This window comes from Pseudomonas sp. H2_A10 (assembly GCF_054680085.1).
Window position 1 is genome coordinate 3652912 of record NZ_CP162821.1, and the last position, 13929, is coordinate 3666840.

Annotated in this window: 8 protein-coding genes and 2 pseudogenes; all 10 read right to left on the reverse strand. The window is 64.0% G+C overall.

The window, feature by feature from the left end; genetic code table 11:
• Positions 1-91 precede the first annotated feature (91 nt).
• Positions 92-751: a glycosyltransferase family 2 protein gene (locus tag AB4O23_RS16990; protein ID WP_068931958.1), complete on the reverse strand. Its 660-nt coding sequence runs from the start codon at positions 749-751 to the stop codon at positions 92-94.
• A complete protein-coding gene (locus AB4O23_RS16995) occupies positions 748-1347 on the reverse strand; it encodes an SAM-dependent methyltransferase (RefSeq protein ID WP_068931957.1) in 600 nt (199 codons plus the stop codon). The genes AB4O23_RS16990 and AB4O23_RS16995 overlap by 4 nt, the downstream gene beginning before the upstream one ends.
• Positions 1344-2102, reverse strand: coding sequence for a PIG-L deacetylase family protein (locus AB4O23_RS17000; protein ID WP_017528441.1), 759 nt, complete (start codon positions 2100-2102; stop codon positions 1344-1346). Before AB4O23_RS17000 ends, AB4O23_RS16995 begins: the two co-directional genes overlap by 4 nt.
• Positions 2099-3123 (reverse strand): annotated as a pseudogene (locus AB4O23_RS17005) (acyl-CoA dehydrogenase). The gene AB4O23_RS17000 and the pseudogene AB4O23_RS17005 overlap by 4 nt, the downstream one beginning before the upstream one ends.
• A pseudogene (gene glgX / locus AB4O23_RS17010) lies at positions 3095-5255 on the reverse strand (glycogen debranching protein GlgX). Before glgX ends, AB4O23_RS17005 begins: the two co-directional pseudogenes overlap by 29 nt.
• Positions 5256-5388: 133 nt before the next feature.
• Positions 5389-5655, reverse strand: a complete 267-nt coding sequence (locus tag AB4O23_RS17015; protein ID WP_017528438.1) for a DUF2934 domain-containing protein — start codon at positions 5653-5655, stop codon at positions 5389-5391.
• A 24-nt stretch (positions 5656-5679) separates the two neighbouring features.
• The gene (locus AB4O23_RS17020; protein WP_065878986.1) at positions 5680-8430 is read right to left on the reverse strand and encodes a malto-oligosyltrehalose synthase; all 2751 of its coding nucleotides are present in this window, start codon (positions 8428-8430) and stop codon (positions 5680-5682) included.
• On the reverse strand, positions 8427-10511 hold the full coding sequence (malQ, locus tag AB4O23_RS17025) for a 4-alpha-glucanotransferase (protein ID WP_460060066.1): 2085 nt from the start codon (positions 10509-10511) through the stop codon (positions 8427-8429). The genes AB4O23_RS17020 and malQ overlap by 4 nt, the downstream gene beginning before the upstream one ends.
• Positions 10508-12253 carry a malto-oligosyltrehalose trehalohydrolase gene (gene treZ / locus AB4O23_RS17030; RefSeq protein WP_137220121.1) on the reverse strand — a complete coding sequence of 582 codons (1746 nt, stop codon included), beginning with the start codon at positions 12251-12253 and terminating at the stop codon, positions 10508-10510. Before treZ ends, malQ begins: the two co-directional genes overlap by 4 nt.
• Before the next feature lie 19 nt (positions 12254-12272).
• A complete protein-coding gene (glgA, locus tag AB4O23_RS17035) occupies positions 12273-13826 on the reverse strand; it encodes a glycogen synthase GlgA (protein ID WP_026067302.1) in 1554 nt (517 codons plus the stop codon).
• Positions 13827-13929 lie beyond the last annotated feature (103 nt).

Consider the following 13929-nt stretch of genomic DNA (forward strand, 5'->3'; position numbering starts at 1 on the left):
GGGCGCATGGCCATTCAGTCCTGAATGACCAGCAAGGCGTCATCAGCATAGTCAAGTATCCAGGGCTTGACCTTCAGCACACTGGTTTTTTTCAGGGCGCCTGCATCAAGCTCTTCAAATAATCACCAAAGCCACCCTGGGCACGGGACTCCAGGCGTGCGCTGGTGGTCACTTGGGGGGCATGGCTCCAGGCGATGGAGGCACCGCAGCGTTCCAGATCGCGCACCAGTTGAGCATCTTCATGGCACGCCAAGGGTTCGAAGCCACCCGCACGTATATACGCATCCGCGCTCACCCCCAGGTTGGCGCCGTGGATGTGCCGATGCCCGTCGCGTGCCTGGTAGTTCTGGTGATAGCGGATCTGCGCGGCGGGGTCGAAATCTTCATCCCAGGCTTGTACCGTCACCGTGCCGCAGACCGCGTCGGCCTCAAGCGCGAGTTGTGCCACCAGCCAGTCCGGCGCGACCCGGCTGTCGGCGTCGGTGCAGGAAATCCAGCGCGCACCTCGGTCCAGCAAATACTGCGCACCGATGCCGCGTACCTGGCCGACATTGCGTGCTTGTACTTCCAGCCTGTGTACCGGGTACGCCTGGGCAATGACCGCACTGGCGTCGCTGCAACTGTCGAGCACTACCAGGATCTGTACCGTTTCGCCCAGCAAGCCTGGATGGCGCGCCGCGATCATCGCGGCGTCCAGGCACTCGGCCAACAATGCTTCTTCGTTGTGTACCGGGATCAGAATGCCGATCATCGCAGGCCCTCAAGGCTGGCGACCGAAGTACCGTCGCGGCACCACAGGTCGAGGAGAAAGTCGTGTTCGTGATGGCTGGCGACTCGTGACATGCCCAGCCGTTGCTCAAGCAGGGCATGTACCTGCTCGGCAGTCTGCGGGCACCCCTCGATAGGTGGGCGCCAATGGCAGGCGAGCAATTGGCCGTCGTCGCTTAAAGAGGCGAGGGCGCGTTCTATCACGCGGCACAGGTCGTCGGCATCGAGGTAGTAACACAACTCGCTGAGCACGATCAGCTCAAATTGCCCCGCAGGCCACTGCTCGGGCAAGCGAGCCTGCCGCACCTGCGCGTGGGGCACACCCAGCAGGCGGTTGCGCGCCAGGTTGACTGCCGCCGTGGCGGTGTCGCAACACAACAGTTGGTCGCAACGCGCGGCCAGTTCAACGCTCAGTTCGCCATTGGCGCAACCCGGCTCGAAGATCGCGGCGTAGCGCGGGCGCGTCAGCATCGCCAGGGTCAGGGCACGCTTGCGGCGCTCATACCAGCGTTGGCGGAATGCCCAGGGGTCATCGTTTTCGGCAAACAGCCGGTCGAAATATGGGGTGGCCACACTCATACGAATACCACTTCAAAGGGTTGCAGCAAACGCTCCACCACATAAGGCGCCAGCACCGGCGCAAGGCCGATCTGCGGGTCACCTTCTAACTGGCTGGCGAAGGCATGGATAGCGTGGCGCTTACGGGCCACGGCTTCGCAGGTCAGGGGGATTTTGCGTGCGCGGTGCCAGGGCACCAGGCGGTCTTCGGGGGTCGCCCAGTGCCAGGTCCACACCGGCAGCTCGTACAGCGTGGCGCCCACTGCCTGGGCGGCCGCGGCACTGGCCCGCCCCACGGCTTCGTGGTCGCAATGGCCGTCTTCGCGCCACGTGGTGAACACCACATCGGTGGGTTTTAGGTAGCGCTGGATAAACCTCATCAACTCGTCTTCGCGTGCGGCGACGTTGCTGTCGGCAAAGCCTGCGCGCAGCCACTTCAAACTGTGCAAGGGCAGCCCCAGGCGGTGCAGCGCCTGCGCCGACTCCTGCGGTCGCACCACGCTCAGGCGCTCCGCCGGCCAACGTCGGGAGCCTGGGTGGCTGGCGCTGCCGTCGGTCACCGAAATCAGTTGGATGGGCCTCCCCAGTGCGGCCAGCCCCTGCAACAGGCCACCGCAGCCGAGCACCTCATCGTCTGGATGGGGGGCGATGATCACCGCGCGATGGCCCTCGGGCACCAACTGTTCGACGCTGATCAGCGCAAGCTCGGCCATGCGCGGCGAGGTTTGCCAACGATGCAGCGGCGTACCTTGGCCGACAATCGGGTTGGGTTTCATAGCTGCCACCTCCCTGAGGGCGCGCCGGCTACCTGCTCACCGAGGCCGGCAAGATCACGTTCGGCATGGCTTTGGCGCATGTACACCGGCAAGTCCGCCATCAACTGGGCAAAGTGCGGGTCCTTGCAATACGGCCCGGCACCGAGCGCGCGGCCGACATGGTGAATCACTTGCTCCACGCTGTCTTCGATGCACGCCCGCGCTTGCTGAGCCAGTTGCCGGGCATCGGCGATGGGCGCACGGTCGATGCGCGCAGCGCTTGCGCGCAACACGCACGCGGCGCTGTGCAGTGCCCTGTCGACGGCGCCCAGATGCGCAAGCGCGTGGGGTTCAGGGCGTTGGCTGCAATGCGCGCGCAATGCCTCTGCAAGCTGTTGCGCCGCGCCGTACCAGCACGCGGCGACGCCGATCCCGCCGTGCCAGAAACCAGGGCGGGCGAGGTAATCGCCTGGTCCACCTACAGCAAGGCCTGCGGCCTCATCGAAGACAATCTCGACACTGCCCGTCGCCGCCATGCCCACCGCGCACCAGCCTTCATCCGTCACCGTAACGCCTGGCTGTTGCATCGCAACCGCCACCAATTGCTGACGGTCCGTTTCATCCCAGGCGGTCAATAACCCATGGCTCACCACCGCCGCACCGGAACACCAGGCTTTGCGCCCCAGTACCCGCAAATGCTCACCCTCACGGTACACCCGCACCTTGGCCGTTGGCGGCTCGGCGGCCCACATTCCCCACGTAGTGCCTGGCGGGGGAGGGGGCTGTCGAGTTCGGCCATGATCGCCAGCGCGTCGGTATGGCCTTCGAACAACTTGCACAGGCGCACATCATGCGCGGCCACCTCGGCCAGGCGTCTGAAACGCTCCAACGTCTGGCCACTGCCGGGCAATGGCAACCGATCCAGGCCCTCTGCCTGAAGGGCCTCCAGCGCCCGGCCGAGGGCTTGCGTGTCCGAGTAGCCCTGGTATTTAAGGCATCTGTGCACGCCTGTCTCACACCTCGTCTTCGCGCTGCAGCTCAAACAGCAACAGCGAGCGCCCGGTCACGGCATATTCGTGATCGAATTCAAAACGTTCCTGGCCGCGCACGGCCGGGTCATTGGTGTCGAGCATGCAGCTCCAGCTTTCACCTTCGGGCACCGGCGGCAGGCGGAAGTTGACCATGTCGTGGTGCGCATTCACCACCAGCAACAAGGTGGCATCGGCGCCGGCACGGCGGATCCCGGTTTCCTGGGCGCGGCCATCCATCAGCATGCCCAGGCAGCGGCCCTGGCTGTCCTGCCATTGTTCGGTGGTCATTTCGCTGCCATCGGGCGCAAGCCAGGTCACGTCCTTCACACCGATGTCTTCGTTGTAGTCACCCACCAGGAAGCGCCCGCGACGCAAGATCGGATATGCCAGGCGCAGTTTGATCAAGCGCTTCACAAACTTGAGCAACGACTTGCCGTCATCGTCCAGGTCCCAGTTGACCCAGCCGATCTCGCTGTCCTGGCAATAGGCGTTGTTGTTGCCGTGCTGGGTACGGGCGAACTCATCACCGGCGACGATCATCGGGGTGCCCTGGGCCAGCAGCAGCGTGGCGAAGAAATTGCGCATCTGGCGCAGGCGCAGCGCGTTGATGTGCGGGTCGTCGGTGGGGCCTTCGACGCCATGGTTCCAGGACAGGTTGTTGTTGCTGCCGTCCTGGTTGTTTTCGTCGTTGTCCTCGTTGTGCTTGTCGTTGTACGACACCAGGTCGTGCAGGGTGAAACCGTCGTGGGCGGTGATGAAATTCACCGAACTGTACGGACGCCGCCCTCGATGGTTGAACATCTCGCCCGAGGCGGTCATGCGCCCGGCGAAGTCCGCCAGTTGGCCGTCGTCGCCTTTCCAGAACGCGCGCACGGTGTCGCGGAAGCGGTCGTTCCATTCCGCCCAGCCCGGCGGGAAGTTGCCCACCTGATAGCCGCCGGGGCCGCAGTCCCAAGGCTCGGCAATGAGTTTGAGCTGGCGCAGTATCGGGTCCTGGCGGCAGGCGACGAGGAAGCTATGGCGCTCGTCGAAGCCGTCGCGGTAGCGGCCGAGGATGGTCGCCAAGTCGAAGCGAAAGCCGTCCACATGCATCTCGGTGGCCCAGTAGCGCAGTGAGTCTGTCACCATCTGCAGCACGCAGGGGTGGCTCAGGTCCAGGGTGTTGCCGGTGCCTGAATCGTTGATGTAGAAGCGCTTGTCGTCGGGCATCAAGCGATAGTACGAGGCGTTGTCGATACCGCGCATGGACAGGGTCGGGCCACGTTCGTTGCCTTCAGCGGTGTGGTTGTAGACCACGTCGAGGATCAGTTCGAGCTTCTGCTCATGCAGGTGCGCGACCATTTCCTTGAACTCGGCGATCTTGCCGCTGGCCAGGTAGCGTGGGTCGGGGGCGAAAAACGCGATGCTGTTGTAGCCCCAATAGTTCGTCATGCCTTTTTCCAGCAGGTGCTGGTCGTTGACGAAAGCGTGGACCGGCAACAGTTCCACCGATGAAATACCCAACTGGCGGATGTGCTTGAGCACGTCGTCTTCCATCAGAGCCGGCGCAGGTGCCCCGCACCGATTCGCCCACCGAAGGGTGGCGCATGCTGATGCCGCGCAGGTGGGTTTCGTAAATGATCGTGCGGTCCCATGGCACCCGCACCGGCTGGTCGTTGCCCCAGGTGTGCGCCGGGTCGATGACCTTGCACTTGGGCACGAAGGGCGCGCTGTCGCGTTCGTCGAAGCTGAGGTCGTCGTCGGGATGGCCGATGGTGTAGCCGAACAGCGCCTGCGACCATTTCAACTCACCCACCAATTGCTTGGCGTAGGGGTCGATCAGCAGTTTGTTGTGGTTGAAACGATGCCCGTTGGCCGGGTCATACGGACCGTACACGCGGTAGCCGTAAATCAGCCCTGGGTGGGCGTCGGGCAAGTAACCGTGGAAGATCTCGTCGGTGTATTCGGGCAGTTCGATGCGCTCCAGTTCAACTTCACCGGTGTCGTCGAACAGGCACAGTTCGACCTTGGTGGCATTGGCCGAGAACAGTGCAAAGTTGACGCCCAGGCCGTCCCAGGTGGCGCCAAGGGGGAAGGGCAAACCTTCACGAATCCGCGACGGCTCGCTGCCCGGCGTCGATGGGGTTTTATGGGGTTTGCTCATTGAGTGTTGCTCCTGCAAGGGTCTTTTTCCGGGCCGAACACGGCCGTGCTGACCAGGGGTCAGTTGAGAAATCTGAAACGTGGGGTCACCTCCTGCCGACTGCGTCGGGAGGAGGGTTATGGCGCTATAAGGGTCAGGGTTTGGGCTTTTTCGGCGCAGCCGGTTTTTTCGCTGGCGGCGGGGCCGGTTTGCTGGCCGCCGCCGGTTTGGCTTTCGCTGCGGCGGGCTTGGGCGCCGTCTTCGGTTTGGCGGCCGGTTTTGGCTTGCTCGGTGTCAGCGCTTCGGATTCGGCCAACTTGCGCGCCATCTCCCAGTGGCGCGCGTCCTGGCCATGGGGTTTGCCTTCAGACTCCCAGATCTGATGCGCCAGTTCGCGTATGCGTTTGTCTTCGGTACTCATCGCAATGCTCCTCACAGAAAATTTTCAGCTTTCTTGATCATCAGGATTGATAAAGACATTGACCGGGAAATCCCCCAGGGCAGTGCTGATCAACAGCTCCTTGTCTGGTGTGACTGCACCTGTATGAAAAAGTCCCTTCCAGTTTTGAGTTGGCGCGGCGAACGGTAATTTCAGCCGGGTATCGCCCCAAACCTGCGCATTGATCTGTGGACGCACACCATTTTCCAGCAGTGAATGGGGCCAGCGCGGCACCACCACCAGCAGGCGTTTGCCCTGATGTTCGCGGCAGAATGCGATCACCCGTTCGGCGTGTTGCCCAACCACCTCCAGCGGCGTGTAGTGGCCCTGGCGAAACAGCAGCGGATGGGCCTTGCGCAAGGCCAGTACCTGGGCGATCAACGCCTGTTTGATACGCCCGTCACGCCAGTTGAACAACAGTTCGCCGATATCCGGTGGGGTATTCAGGGCGTGTTGCCGCGCCTTGAAATCCACCGGGCGACGGTTGTCCGGGTCCACCAGGCTGAAGTCCCAGAACTCGGCGCCCTGGTACAGGTCCGGCACCCCCGGCACCGTGATGCGAAGCAAGGATTGCGCCAGCCCATTGAGCGCGCCCGCCGGGGCAATCGCCTGGGCCGCCGCGCCGATCGCGGTGCGCAAGGGGCGGCCTGCGTCACTGAGCAACAGGCGCGACAGGAACGCTTCGACACCGTGCTCGTAGGCCTCGTTGGGGGCGCTCCAACTGCTGTGCAACTTGGCTTCGCGCAGGGCCTTTTGTTGCCATTGCCACAGGCGCTGCTGGTAACCCGCAACGTCATCGGTGAGGTCCAGCGGCCAACTGCCCAGCAACACCTGGTACAGGATCAACTCATCGCCCGCCGACGGGCTGGCCGCGTCGCTGCGCAAAGGCTGTGCAAGGGCGCGCCATTGCTCGACCTGTTCGGCGTACCAGGCGGCGCACTCACTGAGTACCGCCAGGCGCGCGCGGGTGTCTTCGCCGCGTTTATGGTCGTGGGTGGCGGTGGCGAGCAAGTTGTCCGGGAAGGCGTGCAAGCGCTGCTGGTTGACCGCGTGGAACTCGGCCAACGGCGCGCTGAACCGCTCGGTGCAAAAGCCCACGTCGTTACGCGACAGCAGCACCGCAGAGCGGTAGAACGCGGTGTCTTCCACGGCCTTTGCCGCCGCCGGCGACGTCAGTTGCTGGAAGCGCACGCAGGCATGCTTGAGGATCTTGCGCTCACGGCCCACCGGGCGCTCACGCCAGGGCTGGCCGCCGAGCCATTTTTCCAGGTGGTCGAGCACCGGCCAGTCGCCTTCGCTCAAGGTGCCGCGCGCGCCTTCCAGGGCTTGCTGGAAAACCTGGTCGTCGGCGGCGCTCCGGCCACGGGCGCTGATATAGGTGCGGTACACCGGGAAGTGCACGATCAGTTCCTGCAACGCGCGGCGAATCGCACCCAGGGTCAGGTCGCGGGTCATCACGTCATCGCGGGCCACTTGCAGCAGGGCCTGGGCCACGCTTTCAAAGTCGCCGCCCAGGGAGCCGTTGAGGATCTGCTGGCGCGCCAGCCAGGCTTCTTCGATAAACGCCGAGGGCCGCTCGCTGTGGCGCGTCCACACGTCGGCCAGGGGTTCGAAGCCGTCCGGGTGGTGCTGCAACAGCGACAGTTGGTTCATGAATTCGTAGCCGGTGGTGCCGTCCACGCACCAGTCTTCGCGCAGGGTTTCACCGTCGCCAAGAATCTTCTCGACGAAAATCGGCAAGTGCCGCCCAGGCGCCAGTGCATCCACCCGGCGCCGCAGCTTGCGGCAGTAACCGCGCGGGTCGGCCAGGCCGTCGATATGGTCGATGCGCAGGCCATCCACCAGGCCTTCGCTGATCAGCTCGAAGATCTTGCCGTGGGTGGCCTCGAATACCTGCGCGCGTTCAACGCGCAGGCCGCCCAGTTCATTGACGTCGAAGAAGCGGCGCCAGTTGATATCGTCCGCCGCCGTGCGCCAACTGGCCAGGCGGTAGCTTTGCTGTTCGAGCAGATGATGCAGGCGCTCGAAGCCTTCCTGTTCGCGCCCGTCGAAGCGCGCCAACCGTTGTTGGATGGCCGGCAGTACGTCGCTGGCGTGCTCGGCCAAGGCCTGCTTGAGCACGGCCGCCTGCGCATACGCATCGTTTTGATAGGCCAGGGCGGCGAATTGCTCAGCCAGCGGTTTGAGCGGTTCATCGCTGCCCAGAATCAGCGCGTAATCGCGTGGGCAGATCGGGAAGCGGTGTTCGTAGTGCTGCGCATAAAACGCTCCGTGTTCGGCATCGAACTGCAGCGTCAGCGTGCCGGCCTGCAAGGCTTCGCCATAATCGCTGCCCAGAAACGGCATCAGCAGTTGGCCCTTGAGCAAGGGGTCGGGCGAGTGCCACTGGATATCGAAAAATTCGCTGTAGGGGCTCAAGCGGCCCCACTCGAGCAGGTCCAGCCACCACGGGTTATCGGCACCGCCAACGGCCATGTGGTTGGAGACAATGTCGAGGATCAAGCCCATGTCGTGTTCGCGTAACGCGGCGACCAGACGGCGCAACGCCGCTTCACCGCCCAACTCGTGGTTGACCCGCGTGGGGTCGACCACATCGTAGCCGTGCATGGAGCCGGCGCGCGCACTGAGCAGCGGCGACGCATACAGGTGGCTGATGCCCAACCGGGCAAAATACGGCACCAGCGGTACCGCGTCGTCGAGGGTAAACCCCTTATGAAATTGCAGGCGCTGGGTTGCGCGCAGTTCGAGTGTGTTCATCGGTCACGCTCATAGGCCTGGTTGCGTGCGACGGCCAGCAGTTCGAGGCGGCGCGCGGCACCGGCATTGTCGAGCAGGCTCGAGGCTTCACCCGCCAGGCGCCGGCGCCAGTTGGGGTGGGTGTCAGTGGTGCCGGGCAGGTTGGCTTGTTCTTCCACGCCCAGCGCATCCTCCAGCGGCAGCAGCACCAGCGGCGCGCGGGTGTGGCCGAGGTAGCGCACGCTGGCGTCGATCATGTGGTCGGTTTCGTTGCGGACCTCTTCCACGAAATTCTGCGGGTCCTGGCTCAAGGCCTGGCGCAGCGCCTGGCGTTCGCGCAGGCGGTGTTCGCTCCATTGCTCCACGGTGGGCGCATCGATCAGGCCGAGCTGGATGTTCCAGTCGATATCGCGGCTGTGCCACCAGCCGTTGAGCGTGGGCAGATCGTGGGTGCTGGTGGTGGCCAGGGCGTTGTCCGGCCAGTCGAGGATAGGTTTGAACCGGCCGTCGTGGTCTTGTTCGAACAGCAGCACGCGCATGCCCAGAATCGAGCGGCCGATGAGTTTTTCGCGCAGGCCATCGGGTACCGTGCCCAGGTCTTCACCGAGCACGATGGCCTGGTGGCGATGGGATTCCAGCGCCAGCAGCCGCAGCATGTCGTCCACCGGGTAATACAGGTAGGCACCTTCGCGTGGCGAGGCGTCCATGGGGATCACCCACAGGCGTTGCAGGCCCATCACGTGGTCGATGCGCAAGCCGCCGGCATGGGCGAAGTTGGCGCGCAGCATCTCGATAAACGCGCGAAAGCCATTGCGCTTGAGGCCTTCGGGGGAGAACGCGGAAATGCCCCAGCCCTGACCGGCGCGGTTGAGGATGTCGGGTGGCGCGCCCACGGTCAGGTCGGCCAGCAGCTCATCCTGGCGGCTCCAGGCCTGGCTGCCGCCGCCGTCGGCCCCCACGGCGAGGTCGGCGATCAAACCGACGCCCATGCCGCTGCCTTTGGCCGCTTGCTGGGCGCGTTCCAGGCAGCGGGCGATCAGCCATTGGGTGAACGCGAAGTAACCGATTTCGTCACGGTTTTCCTCGGCGAACTTCGCCAGCGCCGGGCTTTGCGGGGTGCGCCACGCCTCGGGCCAGTGGCGCCAGTCGAGGTCTTCGCCTGCGGCTGCACGGGCCGCTTGCACGGCTTCGAAGCGACAGTGGTTTTCCAGGGCTTCACCGCCGGCCTGGCGGAAGCTCAGGAAGTCGGCATGTTGCGGGTGCTGGCCGTGGCGGAAGTCTTCATACAGTGCCCGCAACAGGCGTTGCTTGGCATTGGCGGCGGCGGCCCAGTCGATCAGGCTGCCCTGTTCCAGCGTGTGCAACGCCTCCACCAGGCCGATGGCCTCGATGGCGTTGCGCACTTCGCGTTCGCCAAGGATGCACGCCGGCGAGGCATACAGGCTGTTGAGAAACAAGCGGCTCGATGGCGAGTAGGGGCTGTAGCGCGAGGTGTCGGCGCTGAACATCGCGTGCATCGGGCTGATCGCCAGGGCATCGGCACCGCGTTCGGCGGCTGCGCGCACCAGGTGTTCCAGGGCCAGGGTATCGCCGAAGCCACCATCGCCCAGGCGACGCAGTGAATACAGCTGCGCGCTCAGGCCCCAGGCACGCGCGGGTTGGCTGTCGACCGCTTCGGCCACGCTGTAGCAGTGGCTGGGCGCAACCGCCAGGGTGAAGGTCTGATCGTTGACATGCACCTGGTGATAACCCAGGGCGATCACGCCGGGCAGCACCGCGTTGCTGTCGAGCCTCAGCTCCAGGGTTTCACCGTTTTCCAGGCTGACGCGGCACAGGGTGTCGGGTTCGAAATAGTGCGCCAGGTCAAGGCCGTGGCCGCTGTCCACGGTCAGTAAAGGTGGCAGCTGTTTGGCCTGTTGAGCCTGTTCCAGTTCATGCAGGCTCGCGTCGATCTCGGCATCGGTATCGGCCGGGTGGCCGAGGCCTTTGAGGACGGCGCGCAGGGCGTCGGGTTGCACACGTTGCGGGCGGCCGTTGGCGTCGATCCAATCGACGGCCAGGCCCGCGCGGCTGGCGAGAGTTTCCAGTTTCGCTTCGCTCAAGGGTGTTCTCCAACAGGGGAAAGGCTGACGCGTGCGCTGTACGGCGGCAGTTGCGCGCCTTGGTCGGCAGGCGTCGCAAAAATGATCGGCTGCGTTGTGGTGTGAGCCACCGCCGCTGCACTCAGGTTGATGTCGATTTGCAGCAGGCGGCCGTTGCCCAGGCGCCAGCGCGCGGTCACGGCAGCGTTTGCCAGCACCTGCGCGCCCAGTGCGACGCTGCCGGGCAGGTGCGGCACGAGGTGTTCGCGGCGCAGGCCGAGCAGATGGCGGTAGAACTCGGTGTGCGCGTTATCGGCCAACGCCGGGGCTGATTGCGCAAAGGTGGACAGGGCGTTCGGGTCGGGGATGCGCGCACGGCGCTCGGGGTCGTGGAACGCGGCGAAATCGGCGAACTCATTGCGTCGGCCTTCACGTACCGCTGCGGCGAGATCGCCGTGGTGGTCGGTGAAAAACAGAAAGGGCTCGCGGGCGTTGCTCTCATCGCCCATGAACATCAACGGGATCATCGGCGACATCAACAGCAATGCGGTTGCGGCCTTGAGCGCGTCGGGCGAGCAGAGTTGATGCAGCCGTTCGCCGAGGGCGCGGTTGCCGATTTGGTCGTGGTTCTGCAAAAACGCCACGAAGGCAGTGGGCGGCAATGACGCGCTGGGCTCGCCGCGAGCGTGGCCATGTCGGGTGGCCTGGCCCTGATAGATAAACCCTTCGCCCAGGCAACGCGCCAATTTGGCGGTAGCGTCTGTGGCGAAGTCGCTGTAATACGCATCGGTTTCGTCCGTGAGCAGCACATGCAGCACGTTGTGGAAGTCGTCGTTCCACTGCGCGTCAAAGTCCTGCTGCAACAGGCTGGCCTGGTTCAGCTCGTTTTCCAGGACCAGCCACACATGTCGACCGATGTCGACCTGCTCTCGCACGCGGTGTGCCAGTTCCTGCAGGAAGCCGGGGTTGTCGATCGCGTGCACGGCGTCCAGCCGCAGGCCGTCGAAGCGGTATTCGAGCAACCACATCAAGGCGTTGTCGAGAAAGAAATCGCGCACTTCGCGGCGGTTGAAGTCGATACCCGCGCCCCACGGCGTGTGGATGTCCTCCTGGAAGAAGCCTTTGGCGTACTGGCCCAGGTAATTGCCGTCGGGGCCGAAGTGGTTGTAGACCACGTCGAGGATCACGGCGAGGCCGTGCCCATGGGCGCTGTCGATCAGGTGTTTGAGTTGCTCGGGTGTGCCGTAGGACGATTGCGGTGCGTAGGGCAGTACGCCGTCGTAACCCCAATTGCGCTCGCCGGGGAACTGCGCCAATGGCATCAGTTCAATCGCGGTAACGCCCAGCTCGGCCAGTCGTGGCAGGTGTTTCTCGACCTCGGCGTAGCCGCCCAGCGCGCCGACGTGCAGTTCGTAAATCACCGCTTCGTGCCACGGCCGGCCATGCCAGTTGGCGTGTTGCCAGGTATAGGCAAGGGGGTCGACCACCAGGCTCCAGCCATGTACGTCTGAAGCCTGGGCCCGGGACGCCGGGTCTGGCACATCCCGTTCGCCGTCGATGTTGTAGCGGTAGCGCGTGCCCGCCGGGCACTTTATTTCAACTTCAAACCAACCATCGGCCTGGGGCAGCATGGCGATGGAGTTGCCGTCTTCCAATTCAACGCTGACATAAAACGCGTCTGGCGCCCACAAAGCAAAACGCGTGTGTTGCGCGTCCAGCATGATTGCGCCGTGGGGCCAGGTTTCCATATTCCGTAATGGCATCTATAGAGACCTCCCTTGATTACTTGGTTTGTTTCCCCAGCGCTTTAGCGACCAGTTGTTCATACAGTTCGGCGTAGGGTTCCACCGCCTGGCACCAATTGAAGGGTTGAGTCATGGCCCGGCAGCGCATGGCATTGAGCAGGCCGGGGAAGGCAAACACCTTGAAGGCGCGACTGAGCGCTTCTTCGTAGCTTTGTACCGTGGATTCATTGAACAGGAACCCGGTTACGCCATCCTCGATGGTGTCGGCCAGCCCGCCGGTATTGCGCGCTACCGGCAGTGAGCCGAAGCGCTGGGCGTACATCTGGCTCAAGCCGCAGGGCTCGTAGCGCGAGGGCATCAGCAGGAAGTCGCTGCCGGCGAACATGCGGCGTGCGTCGGTCTCATTGAAGCCGATGCGCACACCGACCTGGCCGGGGAAGCGCAGCGCCAGTTCGCGCATGGCCTGTTCTTCTTCCGGCTCGCCACGGCCGATAATCGCGATCTGGCCGCCGTTTTCGACGATGAAGTCGGCGACCGCTTCGGTCAGGTCCAGGCCTTTTTGGTAGACCAGGCGCGAGACCACGGCAAACAGCGGGCCGGTGGAGTCATGCAGGCCGAACAACTCGCGTACATGGGCGGCGTTGATCGCCTTGCCTTCCCAGTCGCCGATATTGAAGTTGTGGACCAGATGCTCGTCGGTGGAGGTTTCCCAGCTTTCATCGATACCGTTGGGGATCCCGCTGAGCAGGCCTTGCTGGGTCTTGGCGGCGAGGAAACCGTCGAGCCCGCAGCCGAATTCCGGGGTGGTGATTTCCTGGGCGTAGGTGGCGCTCACCGTGGTGATATGGCTGGAGTACGCCATGCCGGCCTTGAGGAACGACATTTTGCCGTAGAACTCCATGCCTTCCTGTTGCAGGGCGTGAGGCGGAATGCCCAGCTCCGGCGTGGAGGCCAGGCTGACCACGCCTTGGTAGGCCAGGTTGTGAATGGTGAACAGGGTGGGCGTGCGTGACCCACGCCAGTGCATATACGCCGGGGCCAGACCGGCGGGCCAGTCGTGGGCGTGCACCAGGTCCGGGCACCAGTGGATCTGCGCCAGGTTGGCGGCCATGTCGGCGGCGGCCAGGCCCAGGCGGGCGAAGCGAATATGGTTGTCGGGCCAGTCGCGGCCGTTGTTGGCGCCGTAGGGCGTGCCTTCGCGCTCGTAGAGCTCGGGGCAGATCAGCACATAAATGACCAGGCCGTCCTTGAGGTCCATGCGCCCGATCTTGCACGGCGGCAGCGCGGCGTGGCCACCCAGCTCGCCGATGATATGGATCGGGTTGTCGCTTTCCATCACCTGCGGGTAACCGGGGATCAGCACGCGCACATCATGCAGATGCGCCATGGCGCGGGGCAGGGCGGCCGATACGTCGCCCAGGCCGCCGGTCTTCACCAGGTCGGCAAATTCAGACGTTACAAACAGCACTTTCTTTCGATTGGGGTTATGACTGGACACCGGCCGCACCGTGTTGAGGTCGACTAAAGGGGTCGACCCGCCAACTGGCTGACTAACACGTTCTCCCTGAATACTTGCTGCGGCACTGATCATAATTCTCTCCACGTGTTGGTCGGCTAATGGCCCGCTGCCATTAGCTCCGATGACCGCATCCTGCGGCCAGGCGCACAAGCGCATTACGAACTGGCAAGGCGTA

What these genes read in the sequence shown, in the direction of transcription:
- AB4O23_RS16995 (WP_068931957.1), bottom strand. Translation starts at nt 1,347, where the DNA reads ATGAGTGTGGCCACCCCATATTTCGACCGGCTGTTTGCCGAAAACGAT.
- AB4O23_RS17000 (WP_017528441.1), bottom strand. Translation starts at nt 2,102, where the DNA reads ATGAAACCCAACCCGATTGTCGGCCAAGGTACGCCGCTGCATCGTTGG.
- AB4O23_RS16990 (WP_068931958.1), bottom strand. Translation starts at nt 751, where the DNA reads ATGATCGGCATTCTGATCCCGGTACACAACGAAGAAGCATTGTTGGCC.
- AB4O23_RS17015 (WP_017528438.1), bottom strand. Translation starts at nt 5,655, where the DNA reads ATGAGTACCGAAGACAAACGCATACGCGAACTGGCGCATCAGATCTGG.
- treZ (WP_137220121.1), bottom strand. Translation starts at nt 12,253, where the DNA reads ATGCCATTACGGAATATGGAAACCTGGCCCCACGGCGCAATCATGCTG.
- AB4O23_RS17020 (WP_065878986.1), bottom strand. Translation starts at nt 8,430, where the DNA reads ATGAACACACTCGAACTGCGCGCAACCCAGCGCCTGCAATTTCATAAG.
- glgA (WP_026067302.1), bottom strand. Translation starts at nt 13,826, where the DNA reads ATGATCAGTGCCGCAGCAAGTATTCAGGGAGAACGTGTTAGTCAGCCA.